This is a genomic window from Caballeronia arationis (genome assembly GCF_001544975.2).
GTDB classification, from domain to species: domain Bacteria; phylum Pseudomonadota; class Gammaproteobacteria; order Burkholderiales; family Burkholderiaceae; genus Caballeronia; species Caballeronia arationis.
Genome location: NZ_FCOG02000023.1, coordinates 17,433 through 42,740, shown reverse-complemented (window position 1 = coordinate 42,740; position 25,308 = coordinate 17,433). Strand labels below are relative to the sequence as shown.

The 25,308-nt window shown below is 64.6% G+C and carries 18 protein-coding genes; 6 read left to right on the top strand and 12 right to left on the bottom strand.

Annotated features, from left to right (window positions below):
• Positions 1 to 2 precede the first annotated feature (2 nt).
• From AWB81_RS16230 to AWB81_RS16210, 5 genes are all read left to right on the top strand, one after another.
• Positions 3 to 2,744 (top strand): nitrate reductase, encoded by a 2,742-nt coding sequence (locus AWB81_RS16230; protein WP_062637103.1) that lies wholly within the window; start codon positions 3 to 5, stop codon positions 2,742 to 2,744.
• A gap of 629 nt (positions 2,745 to 3,373) precedes the next feature.
• Positions 3,374 to 3,721 (top strand): hypothetical protein, encoded by a 348-nt coding sequence (locus tag AWB81_RS16225; RefSeq protein WP_062637101.1) that lies wholly within the window; start codon positions 3,374 to 3,376, stop codon positions 3,719 to 3,721.
• 126 nt (positions 3,722 to 3,847) lie between these two features.
• Positions 3,848 to 4,198: a hypothetical protein gene (locus AWB81_RS16220; RefSeq protein ID WP_200822511.1), complete on the top strand. Its 351-nt coding sequence runs from the start codon at positions 3,848 to 3,850 to the stop codon at positions 4,196 to 4,198.
• Positions 4,199 to 4,365: 167 nt separating this feature from the next.
• Positions 4,366 to 5,394 carry a hypothetical protein gene (locus AWB81_RS16215; protein WP_062637097.1) on the top strand — a complete coding sequence of 343 codons (1,029 nt, stop codon included), beginning with the start codon at positions 4,366 to 4,368 and terminating at the stop codon, positions 5,392 to 5,394.
• 141 nt (positions 5,395 to 5,535) lie between these two features.
• Positions 5,536 to 6,132 (top strand): hypothetical protein, encoded by a 597-nt coding sequence (locus AWB81_RS16210; RefSeq protein ID WP_062637095.1) that lies wholly within the window; start codon positions 5,536 to 5,538, stop codon positions 6,130 to 6,132.
• Positions 6,133 to 6,156: 24 nt separating this feature from the next.
• Here AWB81_RS16210 and AWB81_RS16205 read toward each other — a convergent pair whose 3' ends face one another.
• The 6 genes from AWB81_RS16205 to AWB81_RS16180 all read right to left on the bottom strand — a co-directional run bounded on the left by AWB81_RS16205 (position 6,157) and on the right by AWB81_RS16180 (position 14,951).
• Positions 6,157 to 7,620, bottom strand: a complete 1,464-nt coding sequence (locus AWB81_RS16205) for a heavy metal sensor histidine kinase (protein ID WP_062637093.1) — start codon at positions 7,618 to 7,620, stop codon at positions 6,157 to 6,159.
• Positions 7,617 to 8,330 (bottom strand): heavy metal response regulator transcription factor, encoded by a 714-nt coding sequence (locus AWB81_RS16200; RefSeq protein ID WP_062637091.1) that lies wholly within the window; start codon positions 8,328 to 8,330, stop codon positions 7,617 to 7,619. Before AWB81_RS16200 ends, AWB81_RS16205 begins: the two co-directional genes overlap by 4 nt.
• 70 nt (positions 8,331 to 8,400) lie before the next feature.
• Positions 8,401 to 9,828 carry an efflux transporter outer membrane subunit gene (locus AWB81_RS16195; RefSeq protein ID WP_062637088.1) on the bottom strand — a complete coding sequence of 476 codons (1,428 nt, stop codon included), beginning with the start codon at positions 9,826 to 9,828 and terminating at the stop codon, positions 8,401 to 8,403.
• Complete coding sequence (locus AWB81_RS16190; protein ID WP_062637086.1) at positions 9,825 to 11,048, bottom strand: efflux RND transporter periplasmic adaptor subunit; 1,224 nt, start codon at positions 11,046 to 11,048, stop codon at positions 9,825 to 9,827. Before AWB81_RS16190 ends, AWB81_RS16195 begins: the two co-directional genes overlap by 4 nt.
• 24 nt (positions 11,049 to 11,072) lie before the next feature.
• On the bottom strand, positions 11,073 to 14,258 hold the full coding sequence (locus AWB81_RS16185; protein WP_062637083.1) for an efflux RND transporter permease subunit: 3,186 nt from the start codon (positions 14,256 to 14,258) through the stop codon (positions 11,073 to 11,075).
• Positions 14,259 to 14,657: 399 nt separating this feature from the next.
• The gene (locus AWB81_RS16180) at positions 14,658 to 14,951 is read right to left on the bottom strand and encodes a DUF4148 domain-containing protein (protein WP_062637082.1); all 294 of its coding nucleotides are present in this window, start codon (positions 14,949 to 14,951) and stop codon (positions 14,658 to 14,660) included.
• A gap of 300 nt (positions 14,952 to 15,251) precedes the next feature.
• On the opposite strand from AWB81_RS16180, the gene AWB81_RS16175 reads away from it, so the two are divergent.
• Entirely contained in the window at positions 15,252 to 16,685 is a 1,434-nt protein-coding gene (locus AWB81_RS16175; protein ID WP_087135016.1) for a sigma-54 dependent transcriptional regulator, read from the top strand.
• A gap of 14 nt (positions 16,686 to 16,699) precedes the next feature.
• On the opposite strand, the gene atzF is transcribed toward AWB81_RS16175, so the two are convergent.
• From atzF to AWB81_RS16145, 6 genes are all read right to left on the bottom strand, one after another.
• Positions 16,700 to 18,517 (bottom strand): allophanate hydrolase, encoded by a 1,818-nt coding sequence (gene atzF / locus AWB81_RS16170; RefSeq protein WP_062637080.1) that lies wholly within the window; start codon positions 18,515 to 18,517, stop codon positions 16,700 to 16,702.
• Between the two features lie 13 nt (positions 18,518 to 18,530).
• Positions 18,531 to 22,127: an urea carboxylase gene (uca, locus tag AWB81_RS16165; protein WP_062637078.1), complete on the bottom strand. Its 3,597-nt coding sequence runs from the start codon at positions 22,125 to 22,127 to the stop codon at positions 18,531 to 18,533.
• A 179-nt stretch (positions 22,128 to 22,306) separates the two neighbouring features.
• Complete coding sequence (locus AWB81_RS16160; RefSeq protein ID WP_062637076.1) at positions 22,307 to 22,948, bottom strand: urea amidolyase associated protein UAAP2; 642 nt, start codon at positions 22,946 to 22,948, stop codon at positions 22,307 to 22,309.
• A 16-nt stretch (positions 22,949 to 22,964) separates the two neighbouring features.
• Entirely contained in the window at positions 22,965 to 23,669 is a 705-nt protein-coding gene (locus AWB81_RS16155) for an urea amidolyase associated protein UAAP1 (protein ID WP_062637074.1), read from the bottom strand.
• A 14-nt stretch (positions 23,670 to 23,683) separates the two neighbouring features.
• The gene (locus AWB81_RS16150; RefSeq protein ID WP_062637072.1) at positions 23,684 to 24,472 is read right to left on the bottom strand and encodes an ABC transporter ATP-binding protein; all 789 of its coding nucleotides are present in this window, start codon (positions 24,470 to 24,472) and stop codon (positions 23,684 to 23,686) included.
• Positions 24,469 to 25,284, bottom strand: coding sequence for an ABC transporter permease (locus tag AWB81_RS16145; protein ID WP_062637070.1), 816 nt, complete (start codon positions 25,282 to 25,284; stop codon positions 24,469 to 24,471). The genes AWB81_RS16150 and AWB81_RS16145 overlap by 4 nt, the downstream gene beginning before the upstream one ends.
• Positions 25,285 to 25,308 lie beyond the last annotated feature (24 nt).

Here is a 25,308-nt window from a genome sequence, read left to right as displayed (position 1 = left end):
CCGTGAGCTTTCCTGTCATCCCCATCACTTCGGCTCCTGCTCGCGCGAGCGTGAGCACGACATGCCCATACTGCGGCGTCGGCTGCGGCGTGCGCGCGACCCCGCGCGAAGATAGCCAGCCCGACATCGCGGGAGACGAAACGCATCCGTCCAATTTCGGGCGACTGTGCGTGAAAGGCTCGGCGCTCGGCGAAACCGTTGGGCTCGAAGGACGCCTCCTGGAGCCGAAGCTGCGCGATGCGCGTGACGGCGCATTGCACGCCACGTCGTGGGACGACGCGCTCGGCACGGTCGCGAATACGTTCAAGCGGATCATCGACCAGCATGGCCCCGATGCGGTCGCACTTTACGTGTCGGGCCAGTTGCTGACCGAGGACTACTACGTCGCGAACAAGCTGATGAAAGGCTATATCGGCAGCGCGAACATCGATACGAATTCGCGGCTTTGCATGTCGTCGTCGGTGGCGGGGCACAAGCGCGCGTTCGGCGAAGACATCGTGCCCGTCAACTACGAGGACCTTGAACTCGCGGACCTCGTCGTTCTGGTCGGCTCGAACACGGCATGGTGCCATCCGATTCTCTTTCAGCGCGTCGTGAAGATGAAGGAGAAGCGGCCGGAGCTGAAGATCGTCGTGATCGATCCGCGTTATACCGCGACCTGCGAAATGGCGGACCTGCACCTGCCGTTGAAAGCGGGCACCGACGTCAATCTCTTCAACGGCCTTCTCGCGTTTCTGTCGGAGCACGACACGACCGACGCCGCCTTCGTCGATGCGCACACATCCGGTTTCGACGCGGCGCTCGCGGCGACCGACGGCTTCGACCTCTCCCAGACCGCGAAGGCCTGCAAGATCGATGCGCACGACCTGCTGGAGTTCTATCGCCTGTTCGCACGCACCGAGCGCGTGGTGACGGTGTATTCGCAAGGCGTGAACCAGTCGACGGCCGGCACCGACAAGGTCAACAGCATCATCAACTGCCATCTCGTGACCGGACGCATCGGCAAGCCTGGCATGGGGCCGTTTTCGTTCACCGGACAACCCAATGCGATGGGCGGCCGCGAAGTCGGCGGCCTCGCGAACATGCTTGCCGCTCACCTTGAGCTCGATCATCCCGCGCATCGCGAACTGGTGCAGACCTTCTGGGATTCGCCCGCCATTGCCGAGCGTCCCGGGCTCAAGGCGGTCGATCTTTTCAACGCGATGGAAGAGGGTCGCGTCAAGGCCGTCTGGATCATGGGGACGAACCCGGTGGTGAGCCTGCCCGATGGCGAGCAGGCGAAGCGGGCGCTCGCGAAGTGCGAACTCGTGGTGAGCTCGGACATCACCGAAGACACCGATACCAATGCGTTCGCGCACGTGCTGCTGCCCGCGCTCGGCTGGGGCGAGAAAGACGGCACGGTCACGAACTCCGAGCGCCGCGTCTCGCGCCAGCGCGCGTTTCTGCCGGCGCCCGGCAAGGCACGCGCGGACTGGCGGATCATCTGCGATGTCGCGCGCCGGATGGGTCATGCGGGCTTCGATTTCGAAAGCGTGCACGAGATCTTCGACGAGCATGCGCGGCTCAGTGCTCATCGCAACGACGATGAAGGATTGCCGCGTGCGTTCAATCTGGGCGGACTGACGGGCATGGATCGCGAACGCTACGATTCGCTCGCGCCGATCCAGTGGCCGGTGTTCAAGCACGGCGACGCAGGCACTCCGCGTCTCTTCGAAGACAAGCGCTATCGTCATGCCGACGGCCGCGCACGCTTCATCGCGACGCCGCCGCGCGCCCCCGCCAACGCAGTCGACGACGACTATCCGCTCGTGCTCAATACGGGCCGCGTGCGCGACCAGTGGCACACGATGACACGCACGGGCAAGTCGGCGAAACTGGCAGGTCACATCGGCGAGGCGTTCATCGACATGCATCCGCAGGACGCGCTCGCATGCGGTGTGCGTGAAGGCGAACTCGCTCGTGTTTCGAGCCGCTGGGGCTCGATGGTGGCGCGCGTGCAGCACGGCGGCGGCATGTCGCGCGGCAGCGTTTTCGTGCCGATTCACTGGAACGACCAGGTTGCTTCAGACGCGCGCATCGGGGCCGTCGTGAACCCCGCAGTCGATCCGGTTTCAGGCGAGCCGGAGTTCAAGCACACGCCGGTTGCGGTGGAGAAGTTCCATGTGTCGTGGCACGGCTTCGCGTTGACCCGCACGGCACCGCTTCTCGATGACATCACCTACTGGACGCGCATCCAGGGCACGCAGCTCGTGCGCCATGAGATCGCGGGACGCCGCCACTTCGAAGGCACCGACGATCATCGCGAATGGGCGCGCACCGCGCTTCGCGTCGGCGATCCGCACGCTGACTGGCTCGAATACGAGGACCGTTCCGCGGGCGTGTACCGCGCGGTGCATGTCGTGGACGACCGCATCGAGAGTTGCGTGTTCCTTTCCGACCGCCCGGATCTGCCGGCGCGCGCGTGGCTCTCGGGGCTCTTTGGGAAGGACAAACTCGACGACGAGGACCGGATAGGCCTGCTGCTTGGCCAGCCCATCGGCAAGGGTGTCGATACCGGGCCGACGGTGTGCTCGTGCTTCGGCGTCGGTCGCAATACGATCTGCGCCGCGATTCGCGAGAAAGGACTGAAGACCGCCGCCGAGGTCACGTCGTGCCTCAAGGCCGGTGGCAATTGCGGATCGTGTGTGCCGGAGTTGAAGAAGCTGATCGTCGAAACGGAAATGGCGCGCCTGAGTACGGTCTGATTCGGCACCTCTCCCCCTCGCCCGGACAAACGCGCCGGGCGTTCTCTTTTCTTCACCGCAAAAAGCGGTCGGCAAAACCCCGCCGAATCAGCGAAAACCCTTGTTTTTAGCGGTTTTCCGCCTCATCGTGCACCACGAATGAGCGCTCCCGAACGCATCCTTACGCGAAGAAATCACATGTGAGGATTAGTGTTGGATGCCTAACGCTTGACGCGGTGCGTCTTCCGTACAGTCACCCAAAACGTAGGAACAACGCGAAAACAACGAACCTACTTGAAAGCATCGGCACCAGATGCTACGGGGATAGTGATGAAGAACGCACAGAACAACAAGAGCACCGCTGGCCTGGCCGCCACGCGCGCTTACGACGCTTCGGTCGTCGATGCAAGGCTTCGCCTCGCTGCTTACGCCATCTTTCCAGACCCCCATATAGCATCCGCGCGTCCCTGACGCGCAGCTCGTTTCAGGCTGTGCCGCCTCGTTCGGAGCATCGTTAAAGATAACGAAGCATTCCGGTCGATGGCGCCTGCACGCCCCGACGTGATCCGACGAATTTTTCGCTGTACCTGCTACATATCGGCGTCGATGTAGCTGGATAACCGTGCGCCATCAAACCAAGGAGACACACCATGAAACGCAATCTGATCGTTGCAGCCGTTCTCTCGCTCGCATCCGTCGCTGCTTTTGCAACGGGCACGAGCACGAGCTCCAGCTCGACCTCGGGCGGTTCGACTGCTGCCGGCGTGATCGGCTTCGGCCACTTCAGCGCGACCGACGCAGGCGCCGCCAACGGCCACGCCACGGCAACGGCCGGTTCGGGCTACCAGAGCACGGGCAACACGACCAACGCCACGACCGGTCACATCAACACGACGTCGGCAGGCGGCGTGGGCTTCGGCGGCGCGAAAGCGGGCGGCACCTCGGGCGCCGACGCTGCAGCGAATGCCTGGAGCAAGCTCGGTGGCGGCTGGCGCTGAGCCGCGAGGCTGCTTCCGCGCGGCTACATGGCCGATAGTGTCATGAGCCGATCGGGAGGATGAAATCGGTTTGGATGTGAGTCAATAACAGACAGATAATTTTCATATCAATAAGGAATGCAAATCATGAAACGCACGATGATCGCTGCTGCACTGTTCTCGCTCTTCTCGGTCGTAGCCGTCGCTGGCACGAGCACGAATTCGACCTCGACGTCTTCGTCGGGTGGCGAGACCTCTGCCGCCGTGAGGGGCTTCGGTTCGTTCACTGCAAGCGACTACGGCATGTCGAACGCGAACGCGCAAGCAGTGTCCGGCAACGGTTTCGGCGTGACCGGCAACGGCACCAACGCCACGACGAGCCACATCAACACGTCGAACGCGGGCGGCTTCGGTCACGGCACGTCGTCTGCGACGGGCGGTTCGGGTGCGGACGCCGCAGCCAACGCCTGGAGCTCGCTCGGCCGCGGCTGGCGCTAAAGCGCGAGGCGTCGCTTCGCCGCCGGAACGAGGCGGCAGACGGCGTGTCGATGCAACGACCGCCGCTCCGCCTCGCCGCTGAACATGAATGCTGAACCATAACAATTCCAGGCTGCACCAAGGGATCGCACGAGCGTGACGCTCCCCTTTCTTTCCGGAGAACTACAATGAACAAGACCACATTGCATATTGCATGCGCCGTGCTGTTTTGCGTCACGCAGGCGGCGCACGCGGACACGACCGCCAATTCGTCATCGGGCTCGACGTCCGGATCGTCGTCGGTGGGCGTCGGACAGGGCGGCGGATCGAGCCTGAACAACATCGGGACGTCGGCGACGTCCTCGGCCACCACCAATTCCAATTCGTCGTCGATCGGCGGCATCGGCAGCGCCAATGCATCGGGCGGCCGCTCGAACGCTACCGGTGGCACGTCGAACGTGAACATCTCGCTCACCATGCCTTCGCTGACCGCATCCAACAGCACGACCAGCAGCACGTCCAACGTCGCGGCGACGACGGGCGTGAATGGCTCGGGCACGACGGGTACGGCAGGCACGACGGGCACGACGGGCGGCACCGATGCCACGAGCAAGGCCGCGACGACGCCCGGGACGAGCCCGTATGACACGCGCGCCACCGTCGACTACAACCAGAGTTCGTACTCCGTTCGCACGACGCCGGCCATCGCCGCGCCGTCACTCACGACGACGCTCTCGGACACCTGCATGGGATCGGCGAGCTTCGGCATCTCCGTGACGGGCTTCGGCGCGACCGGTGGCACGACGATGGTCGATCAGGCCTGCGTGCGACGCCTCGATGCGCGCGAATTCCGAGCGATGGGTCTCACCGACGTGGCCCTCGCGCTTCTGTGCCAGAGCGATGCGAACCGCCGCGCGGTGGAAGCGACGGGCCACTTGTGCCCGGGCACCACCACCCCGCTCGCGAAGTCGGGCGAAGGCGCCGTCCTCTCCGACGACGAAAAGTATCGCGATCCGCTGGTTCGCGCGCGCCTCGGCCTGCCGATGACGGCGGCAAACGACCCGACGGTCTCGATGAAGACGCAGGCCGCGCCTGATGCGACGAAGGCCGCTCCGAAAGCCGATCCCGCTCCGGCCAGGCCGCAGCAGAATGAAGTGGCGGACGTGAGGGTGCTGCCGCTTGAGAGCAGCAAGATAGAAGTGTCGCTCGTCAAGTAAGAGGCCGATGTGCAAGAGAGAGGTGCAATGGCAACTTGCGCCGTGGAGAAAGGATAGCTGGTGGCGCCTTCTCCCATTTTAGGGTTGGCCGTTGTTGATGGACCGGAAAGGCCAACCCTTGTTTTCCTTTCGAGGCACCGTATGAAGAGTCGTCTGATGCTCATGCTGCTGTCGACGCTCGCAGCGGCAAGTGTGAGCGCGCAGACCGTATCCACGGGCGCGGTCACGTCGGTCACGTGGGCGGCGAATCCGGCGGGCGCGCAGCCGATGCCCAACGCGCCCCCGCTCACGCTGCTCTCGTTCAGCGGCGCCGTCCCGTTGCGAACCGCCGATGGCGGCAAGTGCCTGCTCGTCGCACGCCGTGGCACGCAGATCGTCGCGGTCGAGTTGTCGCCGGTCGTGAACGGGCCCGCCATCGTCGGATGGACGCCCCGCCAGATCGACATGAGCACGCTGACATCGAAGTGGGGCTATCACGCATCGCTGGGCAATGCCGCGGGGAGCGGGTTCGGCAATCCCGTCACCCGGTCGATGGCCGCTGCCAGCAAGCCGGCATCGTCACCGCGCATGTCCGCGTGGAGCAACACGAACGTCGATGCGCATCGCAAGGACACGATGGAGGCGCAATCGGCGCAGCCCGTCACAGTCAACCGAAAGACCTATCGCAAGTACAGCCAGTTACAGGAAGCATCGGCGACGACGCCGTCGAATGCGTCCGACGAATACTTCTGCGAATGAACGCAAGCGGCTCGCGCCCGCCGCTTATCCGACCGAACGGTGGCGCATGCCCGCACCCGCACTTGCGCCCGTCGTAGTCGCCTGCGAGGGCGATGCGGGCGGAGGTCCCGAGGGCCGCTCTTCGGCGCCGAAGCGCGCCACCGAGAACGCGAACGTATTGATGCCGCGCACGCTCGTGGCGGATACGGTGCCGCGATGCATCTCTGCGACGGCCTTCACGATCGCAAGACCCAGCCCGTGATTCTCGCGGCTGTTGGTCCGCGAACTCTCCGCGCGATAGAAGCGGTCGAAGAGATGATCGAGCATCGAAGGCTCGATCGGCTCGCCGGGATTCGACACGGCAATGCTAATGCGTCCAGGTTCGCGCGCAATCGACACCGAAATGGTCGCGCCCGGTGCGCAATGCTGAATGGCGTTCATCACGAGGTTACTGAGCGCTCGCCCGAATAGCGACGTGTTGATGAACGCGCGCGCATCGCCCTTCGATACCGCGCGTACCTGTGCTTCTTCCAGCGGTATCTCAAGGAATTCGAGCGTGCGCGTGACCTCGCCGGCGAGCGACACCTCGACGAGTCCCGTGGCCCGCTCGCCCTGATCCGCGCGCGCGAGGAACAGCATGTCGTTGATGATGGCGCGCACGCGCTCGAACTCTTCCAGATTCGATTGCAGTGTGTGGCGCAATTCGGATATGGACCGGTCGCGCGTCAGGGCAACTTCGGTTTGCCCGATCAGGATCGTGACCGGCGTGCGCAATTCGTGCGCGACGTCGGCATTGAACGATTCGAGTCGCGCGTACGCACTGTCGAGGCGTTCGAGCGCTCCATTGAACGACTTCGCCAGGTCCTCCAGTTCGTGGGGCAGGGAGCGCGTGTTCAGACGCTGCGAGCGGTTGTTGGGTCTTACGTTCGATGCGTCTTTCGTGAGCCTCGTGAGCGGCGCGAGTCCGATCCTCGCGACCGAGTAACTGAGCAGCAGCACGGTGATGGTGCCGAGGGCAGTCAGCGCCGTGAGCGCGAAGCCGAATACGCGCATCGTGCGCACGTTGGGCGAGCAGTCGATGGAGACCTGAAGCTGCAGCGGCGGTCGCTCGCCATTGGCGGGTATCGTGACCGCGGTGGTGAGCATGTCATAGGCGCGGCCGTTCGGACGAAGCCGCACGTAGCCGCCCGGAATCTGCTTGCGGACGCTGCCCGTGAGCGGCGTGCCGTATGTAAAGCGCGGATCCTCGCTCGATGCGGCGAACAGCGTGGAGCTGTCGCGCGGCGTGATGTCGGCGAGTTTTTCCTTCGCCATCTTCCACTTTTCGGGCGTCGACGCGTGCAGCACGATCAGGCGTGCGATCTCGGCGCGCGTGTCGAGCGACTCGCGCAGATGATTCTCCAGTTGTGAACGCAACACCAGAAAGAGGCCGGTGCCGACCAGCGTGAACACAAACAGCGCCACGACCGCGAACATCGCGGCAAGGCGCCGGGAGATCGAGCGTTTCATGATGGCCTCGGGTCCTCGCGCGCTTCACGCATTTCGCGTGCCTCGCGCACTTCCAGCACATAGCCCATGCCGCGCACGGTATGCAGCAGCTTGGTGCGGAACGGGCCGTCGAGTTTCGCGCGCAGCCGCTTGATCGCGGTCTCCACGACGTTCGTATGGCTTTCGAAGTCGACTTCCCACACGAGTTCGGTGATCGCCGTCTTCGAGAGGATGTCACCGTGCCGGCGTGCAAGCACCGAGAGCAGCTGGAACTCTTTTGCGGTGAGATCGAGCCGCACGCCGTCGCGGGTCGCGCGGCGGCCGATCAGGTCCACATACAGGTCGCCGACGGAAATGAGCGTGGATTCCTGCGCGCGCGTGCGTCGCGCGAGCGCATGCAGGCGCTCGACCAGTTCGAGAAAGGAAAAGGGCTTCGTAAGATAGTCGTCGGCGCCTTCGCGCAGGCCGCGCACGCGGTCGTTGATGTGATCGCGAGCGGTCAGCATGATGACGGGAGTCGACTTCTGCGTGCGCAACGCCTTCAGCACCGCGAAGCCGTCGCGCTTGGGCAGCATGACGTCGAGCACGATCACGTCGTAATCGTATTCTGTGGCGAGATGCGTGCCTTCCTCGCCGTCGAGTGCGATGTCGACGACCCAGCCTTGCTCGGTCAGGCCCGAGCGCAGGTAATCCACCACCTTGTGTTCGTCTTCCACGATCAGGACTTTCATGCCGGCCTCTTTGTCTGCTTGCTCTCGTTGACTACTATACGAGCCTTACGGAGAGCACGCTTGCGTACTTTCATCGCGATGCCTCCTCGCTCGACGTCTGCCATCCGCCACCCAGCGCCTTGACGAGCGACACCGATAGGGTCATCTGCTGTCCGCGGATCTGCACGTCCTGCCGCTCGCTCGTGAGCAGCGACTGCTGCGCGGTGATCACGTCGAGAAACGCGACGAGGCCACCCGAATAGCGGTCGTTAGCGAGCGACAGCAGCCGCTGTGCATCCGATACGGCGGCGCGCGACTCTGTCGCGGCACCGTCGAGCACCGACAGCCCGACGATGCCATCCTGCACCTGCTGGAACGCGTTGAGTACCGTCTGGCGATAATTCGCCTCGGCGGCCTTGTAGCCTTCGTCGGCGAAGTCGACGTTCGCCGCGCGCCGTCCGCCGTCGAAGATCACCTGGCTCGCCATCGTGCCGAGCGTCCACAAGAGGCTCGGCGCGGAGAGCAGGTTCGCGAACTGCGTGCTCTCCCAGCCGATGCTGCCGTTGAGCGTGACGCTCGGGAAAAAGGCGGCCTTTGCGACGCCGATCTGCGCGTTCGCCGCTGCCATCGCACGCTCGGCGGACGCGATGTCGGGGCGTCGCTGCAGAACGTCGCTCGGCACGCCAAGCGGAATGGGCGGCACCGCGTTCGCGATCACCTTCGGCTCGATCGCAAACTGCGGCGCGGGCACGCCGACGAGCGCCGCGATCGCATGCTCGAACTGTGCGCGCTGGTTGTGCAGCAAGCGTGCCTGAACGCGCGTCGTGTCGAGCAGCGACTGCTGCTGCAGCACGTCGAGCCCGGATACGGCACCGAGATCGTGCTGCGCCTTCACATAGTCGAGCGCCTTCTGCTGCAGCGCGACCGAGCGGTCCAGCACGTCGATCTCCGCATCGAGTTCGCGCATCGAAAAGTAATCGGTGGCGAGATCGGTGGTCAGCACGAGCCGTGCGTTCGCGAGATCGTCGGCCGATTGTTGCGCCGATGCCGCCGCGCCCTCCACCTGACGCCGGATGCGCCCGAACAGGTCGGTGTCGTAGTCGATGGTGGGGCCTAGGCGCAGGTCGTTCTGCACGGTCGAACTGTTCGGCACGGCGTAGTTGTTGACCGGCCGGTTGCGAGAGATCCGCGCGCGCGAAGCCTGTGCCGACAGATCGATCTCCGGGAGACGCTGTGCGGCCGTGTTCGCGAGCGTGGCCCGGGCTTGGGCGTAATGCGCGCTCGCGGCGACTAGCGTCTGGTTCTGCGCGAGCGCCTGCGTTTCCAGCCCGGCGAGTTGCGGATCGTCGAAAGCGAGCCACCAGTCGGGCGCGAGCGGCGCATGCGATGGTTCGGCGAGCCGCCAGTACGAATCGGTCTTCCACGCGGGCGGCGCGTCGGCGTGCGGCGCCGTGTAGTCGGGACCGAGCGTGCAAGCCGAAAGAAGCAGCGCGCCAAGCGCTGCACAGGTGCGCGTCATGATGCCTTCTTGCCTTTCTGCTGGGGTGCGGCGATCAGCACATGATCGCCATCCGCGATCGAATCGCTCGGATTGACGATCACCTTGTCGGTCGGCTCGATGCCGCTTTCGATTTCAAGCGACTGCCCGAGGTCCTGTGCGATGTCGATCTTGTGCAGATGCACCTCGCCGTTCGCATCGACCACCGCGAGCCGCGGGCCCTCTGCGCGGAACAGGAGCGCGTTGCCGGGGACCAGAAGCCGCGCATGCGCAGCGGCCGGCAGCGCGACCTGCACATACGCGCCGGGGCGCAGGCGGCCATCGGGATTGGGCAAGGTCACTTCGACCTGCAGCGAACGCGTCGGCACATCGATTGCGCCTGAAATATGCGTGAGCGTGCCGTGAAATTGCTGGCCCGGCAATTCCGCCTGCGTCACGACGACCTGCTGGCCCACGCTCACGTTCTGCGCATACGCCTGAGGAAGCTGCACGTAGACGCGCAACGGGTCCGACTGCGCCAACGCGAAGAGGGCGCGGCTCGCGCCGCTGCCCGCATCGATCAGGTCGCCGACATCGACATTGCGCTGCGTGACGACGCCCGCGAAAGGCGCGACGATCCGCTTGAACGATTCGAGCTGGCGCAGACGCCGCACGTTCGCATCGGCGGCGGCGAGATTGGCGACGTCCTGGTTGTAAGTGCTCTGGCGCTCGTCGAGTTCCTGCTGCGAGACGGCATCGCGCTGGCGCAACTGCTGCCAGCGTTCGAGTGAGCTCTTGGCAAGGCCGAGGCTAGAACTGGTCTGGTCGCGTTGCGCGACGGCCTGCGCGAGTTCCTGATCGATCTCGGGGGTATCGAGGTCCGCGAGCAATTGTCCCTGCTTCACGCGCGTGCCGATATCGACGTACCAGTGCAGCAGATAACCGGTCGCGCGCGCATAGATCGGCGACTCGACGAAGCCGCGCAACGTGCCGGGCAGGAGCGTTTCGCCGCCTTTGTCGGTCTGCGTCGGGGTCACCACGTTGACGAACTGTCTGGCGTTCTGCTGTGTCGTCGCGGCCACGGAGCGGCTGTGCATCATGTCCACGACGACCGTGCGCACCGCACCGAGCGCGAGCAGGACGAGCACGATCAGAAGCGCGATCTTTGCGCGCCGCCACTCGACATTGCGAGGCGGCAGCGCGTGGCCTTCGTCGGAGTCGCGCGCGGGTATCGCGAGCGATGCATGGGTTTTCTCGGTCATGTCAGTCCGTCGCAGGTTGGCGTTTCATGCGTGCTCTCTGCTTGCATCGGCACCGGCGGCGTGGCGGGCCGCTTCACGGCGCGCAAGTCGGCTATGGATGCTTGCGAAGATCACAGGCACGAAAAACAAAGTGGAAACCGTGGCGAAGAGCAGGCCGCCGATCACGGCGCGGCCGAGCGGCGCGTTCTGTTCCGCGCCTTCGCCGAGACCGAGGGCCATCGGAATCATGCCGATGATCATCGCGAACGCGGTCATCAGCACGGGCCGGATGCGGCTCGCGCCCGCTTCGAGCGCGGCGGTGAGCGGCGGCGCGCCGGCGGTCAGCCGCTGGCGCGCGAACGCGACCATCAGGATGCTGTTTGCGGTGGCGACGCCCATCGTCATGATCGCGCCCGTCAGCGCGGGCACGGAGAGATGCGTGCCCGTGAGAAAGAGCATCCAGATGATGCCGGCGAGCGCGGCCGGCAAGGCACTCACGATGATGAGCGGATCTATCCACGACTGGAAGTTCACGACGATCAGCAGATAGACGAGCACGATCGCCATCGCGACGCCGATCCCCAGTCCGAAGAAAGAACTGCGCATCGTCTGCACCTGTCCGCGCACGACGATCTGGCTGCCGCGCGGCAGGGCCTGGCGCGCGTCGTCGACGAGATGGTCGACCTGCCGTGCCACGCTGCCGAGATCGCGGCCTTCGACGCTCACGAACAGATCGATCACGGGCCTGATGTTGTAATGCGTGACCACCGCGAACTGGTTCTGCGGACTGAGGCGCACGAGGTTGCCGAGCAGTTGCGTCGGACCGTTGACGCTCGCTGAAACCGGCGTGCGCAACAGTTCGTCGATCGACGACACCTGGTACTGCGGCGTCTGCACCGCGAGGTTGTACTCGACGCCGTTCTTGCTGTTGAACCAGAAGCCGGGCGAGGTCTGCGAACTGCCGGACAGCGAGATGAGCACGTTCTGCGCGACGTTGCTCGCGCTCAGGTTGAGCTGCTGCAGGCGCGTGCGGTCCATCTGCAGGTTGATCGCGGGCTCGTCGAGCTTTTGCTGGATGTGCGTGTCGACTGTGCCCGGGATCATGCGCACCTGCTTCATCAGCTTGCTCGCCACCTGAAAGTTGGCTTGCTGGTTGGTGCCGGAAATCTGCACATCGACGGCGGCGGGCAGGCCGAAGTTGAGGATCTGCGTGACGATGTCCGCGGGCTGGAAGAAGAAGTCGACGCCCGGAAAGCGCTGCGGCAGGATTTCGCGCAGCTTGTCGATGTAGGTTTCGGTCGGCTCGTGGTCCGCGTTCAGCGCCACCTGTATCTCGCCGTCGAGCGTGCCGATCGTGCCCGCGTTGCTGTACGAAAGATTGATGCCGCTATAGGGCAGCCCGAGGTTGTCGAGGATCGTCGAGAGCTGCGTCGGCGGGACGACCTGGCGCACGACCTTCTCGACTTCGTCGGCGAGGCGCGCGGTTTCCTCTATGCGCGTGCCGGTCGGCGCGCGCATGTGCATGCGGATGTCGCCCGCATCGACGCTCGGGAAGAAGTCTTCGCCGAGCACGAAGACGAGCCCCGCCGAGAGAAGGCAGAAGCCGAGAAAGAGGCTTGCGAACACGCGGCGGCGCACGAGCAGGCTGCTCAGAATGACGATGTACGCGCCACGCATGCGCTCGAAGCCGTGATCGAAGCGCTTGTAGAGACGCGTGAAGAGACCCGCTTTGGCGTCGGCCTTTGGCTTGTGGGCGTGGCCCATCAGGAGCATTGCGAGCGTCGGCACGAGCGTGCGCGAGAGCACGTACGAGGCGAGCATCGCGAACACCACGGCCTCCGCGAGCGGCACGAACAGGAACTTCGCAACACCTGTCAGGAAGAACATCGGCACGAACACGATGCAGATGCAAAGCGTCGAGACGAGTGCCGGCACCGCGATCTCGCCCGCGCCGTCGAGAATCGCGTCATGCAGGTTGGTGCCGAGATGAAGGTGCCGCTCGATGTTCTCGATGGTCACCGTCGCGTCGTCCACGAGAATGCCGACTGCGAGCGCGAGACCGCCGAGCGTCATGATGTTGATCGTCTGCCCGAGCGCATGCAGCGCGAGCAGCGAAGAGAGAATGGAAAGCGGAATCGAGATCGCGATGATGCAGGTGCTGCGCCAGTTGCCGAGAAAGAGCAGGATCATCGCGGCCGTGAGGGCAGCGGCGATCAGCGCTTCGCGCAGGACGCCCTGCACGGCGGCTTTGACGAACACGGACTGGTCGAAGAGCGCGGTGATCGAGAGGTCCGGTGGCAAAGCGGCACGCGCGCCCGGCAACAGGTCATGCAGCGTATTGACGATCGACAGCGTCGACGCGCTGCCGTTCTTCAGGATCGAGATCAGCACGCCGCGCTGGCCGTTCTGCCGGACGATGTTGGTTTGCGGCGAGAAGCCGTCGCGCACATGGGCGACCTCGCGCAGATAGGTCGTCGCGCCGTTGAGCGTGCGCACCGGGATGTCGTTCAGGCCCGCCACGGTCGCGGGCGAGCCGTTCATGTTGATCGTGTATTCCTTCGGGCCGATCTTTGCCGTGCCGGTCGGGAGGATCAGGTTCTGCGCGTTCACCGCGCTCACCACGTCGGATGGCGTGAGTCCCTTCGCGAGAAGTGCGCGCGTATCCAGATCGACCGAGATGAGGCGCGTCTTGCCGCCATAGGGATAGGGCACGGCAGCGCCCGGGATCGTGACGAGCTGCGGGCGCAGGAAGTTGAGCGCCGTGTCGTTCAGGTCCTGCTCGGAGAGCTTCGGGCTCGACAGGCCGAGCTGGATCACCGGAATGCTCGACGCCGAATAGCTGATGACGAGCGGCGGTGTTGCCCCTGGCGGCATCTGGCGAAGCTGTGCCTGCTCGACGGCCACCGTCTGCGCGATGGCGGTCTGGATGTTGGCGGTCGGTTGCAGGAACAGCTTGATGATCGAGATGCCGGGCAGCGACTGCGACTCGATATGCTCGATGTCGTTGACGGTTGTCGTGAGGCTGCGCTCGTTCACCGACGTGATGCGGTTCGCCATGTCCTCCGCCGAAAGCCCCGTGTAGTTCCAGATGATGCTGACCACGGGGATGTTGATGTCGGGAAGCACATCGACAGGCGTCGTCAGCAAGACGAAGGGCGTCGCCAAAATGATCATGATGGCCATCACGATGAACGTGTAGGGCCGCTTCAGCGCAACGTTGACTATCCACATTGATGCGTGCTCGAGCCATCCGGCAAAAAGGGATCATCGGCGAATCGCACGAAGGCGCCTTGCCGGACGGTGATATGCGGGGACGGTCGGCGCATGGCGCGCGATCGTGGGGAGAGACGCGCCCGATCGGGTCTTGCGCGAACCAGCCTCTATGTTAGAAGGCCGGTGCCAACGCCGACATGACGCGAAAATGGCAGAACGGTCAGGTAGCGGCTGCCGCGCTCGGCGCAACGCTCATTCGACAGGCGATGCAATGGGCAACGCCCGGTTTTCTTCGAGCGCGCACGGGTCCGGCCTTGGCCGTCCGGGATCGTGCATCGTCTCGAAGCTGGGATACACAGCCGCTTCGAGCGCTATTTCAAGCTTCGAAGGGGGAACGCCTGTGGATCTCCAGGGCGCTTATTGCGAGGTGGTGGGCGTTGCCGTGCCCGAACCCGACGTGCCTTCTACCGAAGGACCATAGCTCGTCATGCCGGGCTTGGCGGAGACGTCGCCTGCCTGCACCTTGGCTTCGGCGGCCTGCAGGTTGTTCGGATAGTACGGGTCTCTCAGCGCGGGATCGTAGCCGGCCTTCTCCAGTTGCACGAGTTCGGCGCGGACCTGCGCGCGCGTCAAGGGCTGCTCCGACTGGGCGAATGTGACTAACGGCGATACGGCTAGAACAACGGCTGCGACGCGGATCAATGTCTTCATGATGAACTCCGGGGGATGAAAAGACGTGCGCGTTGCGCGATGGATGGACGCGAACGACCACGAGGCCCAAGTGTATTGCTCAGATGGTGACGAGATGCTGGCGTCGAGATGGCGCAGCGGTCACTTAAGTGAGACGAAAGGAAGCGGGCAGACGAAGCTGCGAGCGGCGTGATGGCGCCACGTAAGGTGACGCTAAGCTTGCGCGCCGGGTTTGAAGGTATCTTGCACCTCAAGAGGGCTGACGAAACCCCGACAGGAACCGAGCAGGACTGCATGCCCGTTGACCATAGGATATGAATAATGGATAACGCTCGACGGCGATTGATCTATTGGAGCAGCAAGCCGGCAAGTGTGCTATGCGCCCGCTTCGAGGCGCGCGGCTGGGATGTCGACCTGGCTGACACGCCGCTGCAGGCGAGCGGCTTCGTGTCGGCGCAGGTGCCTGGTGGCGGCCTCGTTGACTTTTCGAATCTGTCGGAAGAGGCGCCTGCAGCGCTTGAAGCATTGCTCGCATCGACCAACATTGGCTGGGTCGCGCTGACGCGTGCCGGTCAGCGCGACGACCCGACCGTGCGTCGCCTCATCCGCGACTATTGCTTCGACTACGTGACGGTGCCGTCGAGCGAGGACCGCATCGTCGACACGGTCGGTCATGCCTACGGCATGGCGTCGCTTCACGGCGAGCATCTGGACGACGACGGCGACTGGAGCGAAGCCGGCGGCATGGACGGAATCGTCGGCTCGTGCAGCGCGATGCGGCTTCTGTACCGTTCGATCCGCAAAGTCGCGACGACCGACGTGCCCGTCTTTATCGCGGGCGAATCCGGTACGGGCAAGGAGCTTACCGCGAAGGCCATCCACGCGCGTTCCGCGCGACGCGACAAGCCGTTCGTCGCCGTGAACTGCGGCGCGATTCCGCCTGAGCTGTTGCAATCGGAGCTCTTCGGCTACGAGCGCGGCGCATTCACCGGTGCGAACAAGCGCAAGATCGGACGCGTGGAAGAAGCCGACGGCGGCACGCTCTTTCTCGACGAGATCGGCGACCTGCCGCTCGAAAGCCAGAGCAACCTGCTGCGGTTCCTGCAGGAGAGGAAGATCGAGCCTCTCGGCGGCCGCGATTCGACTGACGTCGACGTGCGCATCATCGCCGCGACGCATGTCGATCTCGACGCAGCGATGCAGGAAGGCCTCTTTCGTCCCGACCTGTACTTCCGGCTTTGCGTGCTGCGCATCGACGAACCGCCGTTGCGGGTGCGCGGCAAGGATATCGAAGTGCTGGCCAATCACACGCTCGAACGCTTCAGAAGAGAAGCTAAGCGACGCGTGCACGGCTTCGCCCCCGATGCGATCGCGGCGATGTTCAACTACGGCTGGCCCGGCAACGTGCGCGAACTGATCAACCGTGTGAGGCGCGCGATCGTGATGTCCGAGAGCGCGCGCATCACGGCCGACGATCTCGAACTCGGCGAGTACGCCGCACTTCTTCCACTATCGCTTTCGCAGGCGCGCAGCCTCGCCCAGAGGCAGGCGATCGAACTGGCGCTGCTGCGCCATCGCGGACGCATCAACGATGCGGCGCGTTCGCTCGGCGTCTCGCGCGTGACGCTCTATCGCTTGCTGGTCACGCACGACCTGTATCAGGCGGACGTCAAGGATCACATCCAGGACAAGGACAAGGACGACGACGCAGGGCAGGACGACGTCGCAAGCGGCGTGGAAGCGGCGAACTCATAGGGCGCTTCTGCGCGTCAGCTTGCGCTTGCGTTTGCAGCGGCAAGCCATGCACGCCAGCCGCCGAAGCTCGTGATGTCGGTGGCACCATCGAGCCCGTATCCTTCGCAGACGAAGCCCGTTTCCCAACTGCCGTCGGCGAGTTCGACCTTGCCCAGCCCAAGCGGCGCAGGGATGCCCGCGAGGAACGAGCCCAGTTCGGCGCTCGGCAACTCCCACACTTCGACCGCGATCGCAGCGCCTTCGCGCGCGACGCGTTCCATGCCAGGACGACGCGTCTCGCCTTCATTCGCCGCGAGCGCATGCAGACGATAGTGCGGCGCGCTGGCGGTCGCTTCGACGAGGCGCCCGCCGCGTGCGCGCAACTGGCCGTTGAGCGGCAAGCCATCGAGATGCGCGCCGCACACGACGACCCGCACACGGTCGTTGCGCGCTGGTTTAATTGCTGCCGCGCCGCCGAGCGAAGCCCCGCCGGCGAGCGGCAATCCAAAGGAGCGCTGCAAGGTATCGGCGACGCTCAGCAAATACTGGTCGGTGAATGCGCGTCCGAAGACGGTGATGCCCCACGGCAATCCGTTCTTCATGAACGCGGTCGGCGCGGCAACGGCCGCGTAGTCGAGCAGGTTCATGAAGTTCGTGTAGTAGCCGAGCAGCGAATTCGGGCCGATAGGATCGCGTCCGAGTTCAGCCAGCGTCACGGGACGCGGATAGCTCGGCGTGAGCACGAAGTCGAGCTCGTCGAGCACGGCATCGCATATCTTCTTCAGTGCCTGTAGCCGATATTGCGCGCGGAATGCGTCGACGGCCGTCGTGCCTGGCGCCTTCGCGAGCACATCGCGGATCACGGGCAGAACGGCGTCCGGCTCCTTCTCCATCAGTTCGCCTGCCACGCTGTAGCGCTCCGCAACCCACGGTCCTTCGTACAGCAGCTTCGCCGCCTCGACGAAGGGCGCGAAGTCGATTTCGACGGCGGTCCCGCCCGCAGCCACGAGCGCCGCGCGGGCTTGCGCGAACAGCGCGGGGCTCTCCGCGCATCCGGCGAACTCGGGCGACGAGGGCACGCCGAAGCGAAACGGCGGCAACGTACCGAACGCGGTCGCATCATTGAACTGCGGATTGGCGCGACTATAGGCATCACGCGGATCTTCCTTCGCGGTCAACGCGAGCAGTTCGCTCGCTTCCCTCGCGGTTGCGGTGAAGTACGTCACGCAATCCAGCGTGCGGCAGGCGGGCACGACGCCGGCTGTCGAAAGCAGGCCCTTCGTTCCCTTCAGGCCGACGAGATTGTTCAATGCAGCGGGCACGCGACCCGAGCCGGCGGTATCGGTGCCGAGCGCGAAGCTCGCGACGCCCAGCGCGACCGCAAGCGCCGACCCCGCGCTCGATCCGCCCGACGGGTAGTCCGGATGCACGCTGTTCTTGCACTTGCCATAGGGCGAACGCGTTCCGTTGAGGCCCGTCGCGAACTGATCGAGGTTGGTCTTCCCGATCGGCACGGCGCCTAGCGCGATCAGTTGCGCGACTAGCGTCGCCGATTCGGCAGGCATATGGGCGAACGCGGGGCATGCGGCCGTCGTCGGGATGCCGGCGAGATCGATGTTGTCCTTGATCGCGAACGGGATGCCGTAGAGCGGCAGCGAATCGACGTCGCGTCCTTCGAGCGCGACGAGGTAGGGGGCGAGTTCGTCTTCGCTCAGCAGATGGATGAAGAGATTGAACTCGGGGTTGAGCGCGGCAGCCTTCGCACGCAATTCGCCGATGAGCTTCGCAGGCGTGGTGTCCTTCGCGCGATATGCTGCGCGCAGTGTGGAGAGACGCAGGTCGAATGAGGGCATGGGTCGGTTTTCCTTAGAGGCTGTCGATCACGGCGACGCGTTGTCCCGCTTTCACGGGCGTTCCGGGTGCCACGTGAATATCGCTGACGATGCCCGCGCATGGAGCGCAGACGGAGATTTCCATCTTCATCGATTCGATGACGAACAGCAGATCGCCCGCCGCGACCCGCTCGCCCGACTTCACGCGCACCTGCCAAAGATTACCCGCGATCTCGCTGTCGACGGCGGTCTGGCCGTCTTCGAGCACGACGGTTTCCGTATCCGCGACGACCGGTGGCTCGAAGCTATCCTGTGCCTGTCCGGCCTCGCGCCAGCGTTCGCGTTCCGCCTGAAACGCGGCTTGCTGGCGTGTGCGGAACGCGTCGATGCCGGGCGCTTCGCGTTCGAGAAACGCTTCGTAGTCGGAGAGAGACAGCTCTGTCTCCTCGATCCTGAGCGGATAGCGTCCGAGCGGAAAGTCCTCGCGGATGCGCAGCAGTTCATCGGCCTCCACTTCGTAGAAGCGTATCTGGTCGAAGAAGCGCAAGAGATACGGGCGGCCCGCGAAATCGGCGGTCGCGCGATAGCGGTTCCACATCTGCAGCGTGCGCCCGACGAACTGATAGCCGCCCGGGCCTTCCATGCCGTACACGCAGAGATACGCGCCACCGATGCCGACTGAGTTCTCCGCCGTCCACGTGCGCGCCGGGTTGTATTTCGTCGTCACGAGCCGGTGGCGCGGATCGAGCGGCGTCGCGACAGGCGCGCCGAGATAGACGTCGCCGAGGCCCATCACGAGATAGCTCGCATCGAAGACAATGCGCTTCACATCGTCGATCGAATCGAGGTCGTTGATGCGCCGGATGAACTCCAGATTGCTCGGGCACCACGGCGCATCGCGGCGCACGGTGGTCATGTATTTGTCGATGGCGAGGCGGCATGCCGGATCGTCCCACGACAGCGGGAGGTGGACAATCCGCGAAGGCGCGCGCAAGTCCTTTTGCAGCAGCACGCGCTGCCATGCTTGCTCGACGATATCGAGCAGTTGCGCGAGCGGCAGGCGTTCGGGCTGATAGTGGATCTGCAGCGAACGGATGCCGGGCGTCACGTCGATCACGCCGGGCAGTTCGAGCGCTTCGAGCGACTGCATCAGCGCATGGCCGCGAAAGCGCAGCACGAGGTCCAGTTCGGCGGGTCCGAGTTCGAGCAGCAGATGCGTATCGCCCGATAGGCGCGCGACGAGCCGGTCATGATTCGCGCCGACGTCGAGCACGATGGGCGACGTGAGCGGACCCGCGGCGTGGTGCGGCGCGGGCTGCGCTTCGAGCGCATCCAGTTCGACGATACGCGCAGCCGCCGCCGCGCGCGCCTCATCGATCTGGACCGGAACGAAGCGCACCTTGTCACCGGCCTTCAGTTGCCCGATCTGCCAGAGGTCCGCTTCGATGATCGTCACCGGGCACACGAAGCCGCCAAGACTGGGGCCATCGGGACCGAGAATCACCGGCATGTCGCCGGTGAAATCGATCGCGCCGACCGCATACGGATTGTCGTGGATGTTCGACGGATGCAGGCCTGCTTCGCCACCATCCTCGCGCGTCCATTCGGGCTTCGGGCCGATCAGGCGCACGCCGGTGCGGCTCGAATTGAAGTGGATCTCCCATTCGGTTTCGAGAAACTGTTCGATGTAGCGCGGGCTGAAGTATTCGGGCGCACCATGCGGCCCGTAGATCACACGCAGCGTGCGCACGGGTTCGAGCGCGGGTGCGAACGAAAGGCGCTCGCCGTGACTGCGATCTTCGAGCGGATGCAAATGCAGCACGTCGCCCGCGCGCAACGCGCGTCCGCCGTGGCCGCCGAACTGGCCGAGCGTGAACGTGCTGCGGCTGCCGAGATACAGCGCGACGTCGAATCCGCCGCGCACGCACAGGTACGCGCGCGCCCCCGCGCCGCGGATCGCGCCGAGGGCGAGCGTCGAGCCTGCCGCGACGAAGAGCGTGGTGTTCATCGGCTGCTCGACGCCATCGATCGTCACGTTCAGCGCTGCGCCCGTGATCGCGATCACCGCATCCGTGTTGAGGCGAAGCGTCGGGCCGCTCATCGTGATTTCGAGCGCCGAGGCGTCGTCGGCGTTGGCGAGCAGGCGATTACCGAGCCGCAGCGCGCGATCGTCCATCGGACCTGACGGCGGAATGCCGACCGCCCAGTAGCCGAGCCGGCCCGGGTGATCCTGCACGGTCGTCTGCGTGCCGCCGCTCACGATCTCCACGGTGCTCGCGCGGTAGCGCAACGCTTCGAGACAGCGCGTCCATGGCTCGCCGGAGGCGAACGGCGTGTCGTCGATGATCTGGCGCAGGTACTCGCGATTCGTTTCCACGCCGTAGATGCGCGTCGCGTTCAGTGCATCGGCGAGGGCGTGACGCGCTTCGTCCCGCGTCGGCGACCACGCGATCAGCTTCGCGAGCATCGGGTCGAAATAGGGCGGTACTTCGCATCCGGCTTCGATCCACGTGTCGATGCGCAGCGCGTGCCCATCGGCTTCGGGAAACACGACTTCGGTCAGCAGTCCGGGACTCGGCTTGAAATCACGGCCGGGATCTTCGGCATAGAGACGCGCCTGAATCGCGTGACCGCTCGGCTTGAGCGATGCACCGAGTTCCTCGAGCGGCGCAAGCGTACCTGCCGCGAGTTCGATCATCCAGCGCACCAGGTCGACGCCCCAGACCTGCTCGGTCACGCCATGCTCGACCTGAAGCCGCGTGTTCACTTCGAGGAAATAGAACTGCCCGGCGCCGCTGTCATACACGAATTCGACGGTGCCCGCCGAGCGGTAATCCACTGCTTTCGCAAGACGCAGCGCCGCTTCGCACAGCGCATCCGTCATGCCTTCGGGCAATGACGGCGCCGGCGTCTCTTCGAGCACCTTCTGATTGCGCCGCTGCACCGAGCAGTCGCGCACGCCGAGGGCGAGCGCGTTGCCGCGGCCATCGCCGAAGACCTGCACTTCGAGATGGCGCGCGCGTTCGATGTACTTCTCGATGAACACGCCCGCATCGCTGAAGTTGTTCTGGCCGAGCCGCTTCACCACGTCGAACTGTGCTGCGAGTTCGTCTGCGCTCCAGCACACGCGCATGCCGATCCCTCCGCCGCCCGCCGTGCTCTTCAGCATCACCGGGTAGCCGATTCGTGCCGCTGCGCTCAGCGCGTCATCCACATCATCCAGAAGGCCCGTGCCTTCGAGCATCGGCACGCCTTGCTCCGCCGCGATGGCGCGCGCCGTGTGCTTGAGGCCGAAGGCGCGCAACTGCGCAGGCGTCGGTCCGATGAAGGCGATGCCCGCGGCTTCGCATGCTTCGCCGAACTCCGCGTTCTCCGAGAGAAAACCGTAGCCGGGATGAATCGCCTGCACGTTCTCTCGGCGCGCGATATCGAGGATCTTCGCGACGTCGAGATAGGTTGCGGACGCCGCGCCTTCGCCGAGCGAGTGCGCAATGGGCGCTTCGCTGACGTGACGGCTGGCGAGGTCGGCTTCGCTATATACGGCAACCCCTTGGACGTCGAGCGCGCGCAGGGTGCGAAGGATGCGGCACGCAATGGCTCCGCGATTGGCAATCAGGACTTTCTCGAACATGAGAGGAGGCTGGATGCGTGGGCGGGCCGTCCCGCCACGTGAAAGATGCATGCCGGGGTCGTCCCCGGCAGAAGTCCTTTAGTGTTTCGTCCGATCAAGCTTCAGGTCGTCGCGTGCGCATGGGAAGATGCGGCCCGCTCGCACTTGCAGCACGAGGTGAAGCCATGCACGCAGGCGGCTCAGTCCCATATCAGCAACTCGGCGGGCGTCGGGTTGTATCCGTTGCAGGGGTTGTTCAACTGCGGGCAGTTCGAGATCAGCACGATCACATCCATCTCCGCGCGCAACTCGACGTACTTGCCGGGTGCCGAGATGCCGTCCTCGAACGTCAGCCCGCCAGCGGATGTCACGGGGACGTTCATGAAGAAGTTGACGTTCGGGCTGAGGTCTCGCTTGGAGAGACGCCCGTCGTGCGCGCACGCGCGCAGGAAGTTGTCGCGGCAGCTGTGCATGTAGCGCTTTTCCAGGGCGTATCGAACGGTATTGCTTTCCTGTGCGCATGCGCCGCCGAGCGTGTCGTGCCGCCCGCATGTATCGGCGACGATGGTCAGCATCGGATTGCCGAGGTTCGAATACAGCACCGTGCCGGTCGTCAGATAAAGGCTTTGTTGACGACGCAGCGTGCGTTGCGGATCGAAACGTTCGCGGGGATTGTCGAGGCCGTAGAAGAGCGTATCGACCGCCTGATTGCCTTCGATATCGCGAATGCGCAGCGTCTGCCCCGCCTTCAGTTCCTTGAGCCACGGCTCGCCGGCGGCGAGCGTCTCGCGGTGGATCGCGTCTTCGGCTTTCCGGTCGCTGGCGGTGAGGTAGGTCGTCATGGATGTCGGTCTCCGCTCAAAGATAGAAGCGATCGGTATTGATGAAGCCACGCACGTTTTCCTCGCAGGACGTGCGGCAGATTTCTGCGACTTCGCGGTCTGCCGACGCGAGCGTCAGCTTAACGGGCTGCGGCGCATAGTCCGGTTTCGGGTCGAGCGGATGCTGGATCGCGGTGAGCACGACGAGCGTGTTCATCGGCGCATAGAGTTCCACGTAGTCGCCCGCCTTCGAGTTGCCGCTGACGAATTTGAGCGCGCCTTGATCGTTCACGTCGACCCGGCTGAAGAGATTCAGCGTCATCAGGAGATCGGAAAGGCCGAGGTTCCATTTGCCCATCTCGACGAGCAGGTTGTCCGTGCCGTTGCGATGAAACGCGTTGCGCAGTTCCTGATAGCGCCCCGCGCCATACTTCTCGCTCACTTCGTCCGCGTTCGATACGCCGCCGATGCTGTCGTGCCAGCCGCATGTATCCGCGACGACGGCGGCGAGCACCCGGCCCATGTCGGAGTAGACGCAGTGGCCCGCGGTCAGCTTCGCGGTGTGCTGGCACTTGAGCGTGTCGGGCAGGTTCAGGCGCTCGCTCTTCTCGGCTGCGTTGAACATCATGATGCTGACGTTCGCGCGGCCGCGCAGGTCGGTGATGCGCAGCGACTGTCCGCGCTTGACGACGAGCGACGTGTGTCCGCCGCCGGGAATGGTTTCTTCGAGTAGCAATTCCATCTTCGTGGCTTCCTTTAAGCGGGTAGCACTTCGCGCGCGGCGCCTTCGACGGCGGCACGCGCGACGTGGATCGACGAAGCCGCATCGCGGCTGTGATCCAGCGGAATGTTGTAGGTGATGCGCGCGCCATAGGCGCCCGGCGCTTGCGGATCGACGCGCACCTTGTCGAACACGAGCACGCGGCTGCCGAGCGTGAAGCCTTCCTTCAGGTCGTGCGTGACCATGAAGATCGTCAGGCCCGACTCGCGCCAGAGCATCTTCAGCAGTTCGTGCATGTCGCGGCGGATGCCCGGGTCGAGTGCACCGAACGGCTCGTCGAGCAGCAAGATGCGCGGCTTCATCATCAGCGCCTGCGCAATGGCGAGGCGCTGCTGCATGCCGCCCGAGAGCTGATGCGGGTACTTGTCGAGCGCAGCCGCGAGGCCGACACGCTCCAGCATCTCGACCGCTTCATCCTGTGCGACCCGCCGGGCTGCGCCGAAGAGGCGTCCCATGAACTTCGACTGCCGCAGTTCGAGGCCGAGCATCACGTTGCGCAGGACGCTCAGGTGCTCGAAGACCGAGTAGCGCTGGAACACGACGCCGCGATGCGCGTCCGGCTCGCCCGGCAGCGGCTCGCCGTCGAGCAGGATCTCGCCGCGTGTCGCGCGTTCCTGGCCGAGCAGCAGGCGCAGGAACGTGGACTTGCCGCAACCCGAAGCGCCGACCATCGAACAGAACTCGCCTTCGTCGATCTTCAGGTTCAGCCGTTCGAGCACGACCTGATCGCCGTATTCCTTCCACACATTGCGGACTTCGATCATCGCGCGCCTCCGCCGTACCACGGAAAAGCCCACAGCGTGATGCGGCGCAGGCCTTCGTCGATGAGCCAGGCGAGCAGCGTGATCCACGCGACGTAAGGCAGGATGACGTCCATCGCGAGATAGCGGCGCACGAGGAAGATGCGATAGCCGAGGCCGTCGACGGAGGCGATCGCTTCGGCCGCAATCAGGAAGAGCCACGCCGAGCACAGCGCGAGCCGCAGTGCGACGAGCAGGCGCGGCATCAGCTGCGGCACGATCATCCGCAGCATCAGCGTCCAGCTTGTTGCACCAAGCGTTTGCGCCTTGACCCACAGCTCGTTCGGAATTTCGCGGGCGCGCTGCTGGAGATCGCGGATCATCATCGGCGTGATGCCGATCACGATCAGCACGACCTTGGACAACTCGTCGAGACCGAACACGATGAAGAGAATCGGCAGCACGGCGAGCGGCGGGATCATCGAGATCACGGTGATGAACGGCGAGAGCGTCGCGGTGACGAGCGGGATGCTGCCCGTCACGATGCCCGCGACGAGCGCGATCACTGCGCTCACCACGAGACCGATGCCGAGACGCTTGAGGCTCGCCGCCGTATCGGCCCACAGCAGGTACTGGCCGGTGCGCTTGTCTTCGGTGAACGCGAACTGATGAATCGCGTCGCTCATTTGCGCGGCGCTCGGCAGCACCTTGTCGTCCGGATTGTCCTTCAGACGCAGCGACGAACTGGTGAAGTACACCGCCAGCAGCACGATGAACGGCATCAGAAGCAGCATCATCGCGCCGCTCCTGCTCGGGTGTCGGTTGATGAGTCGCATCGCGCGGCCTCCTTCTGGTCTTGT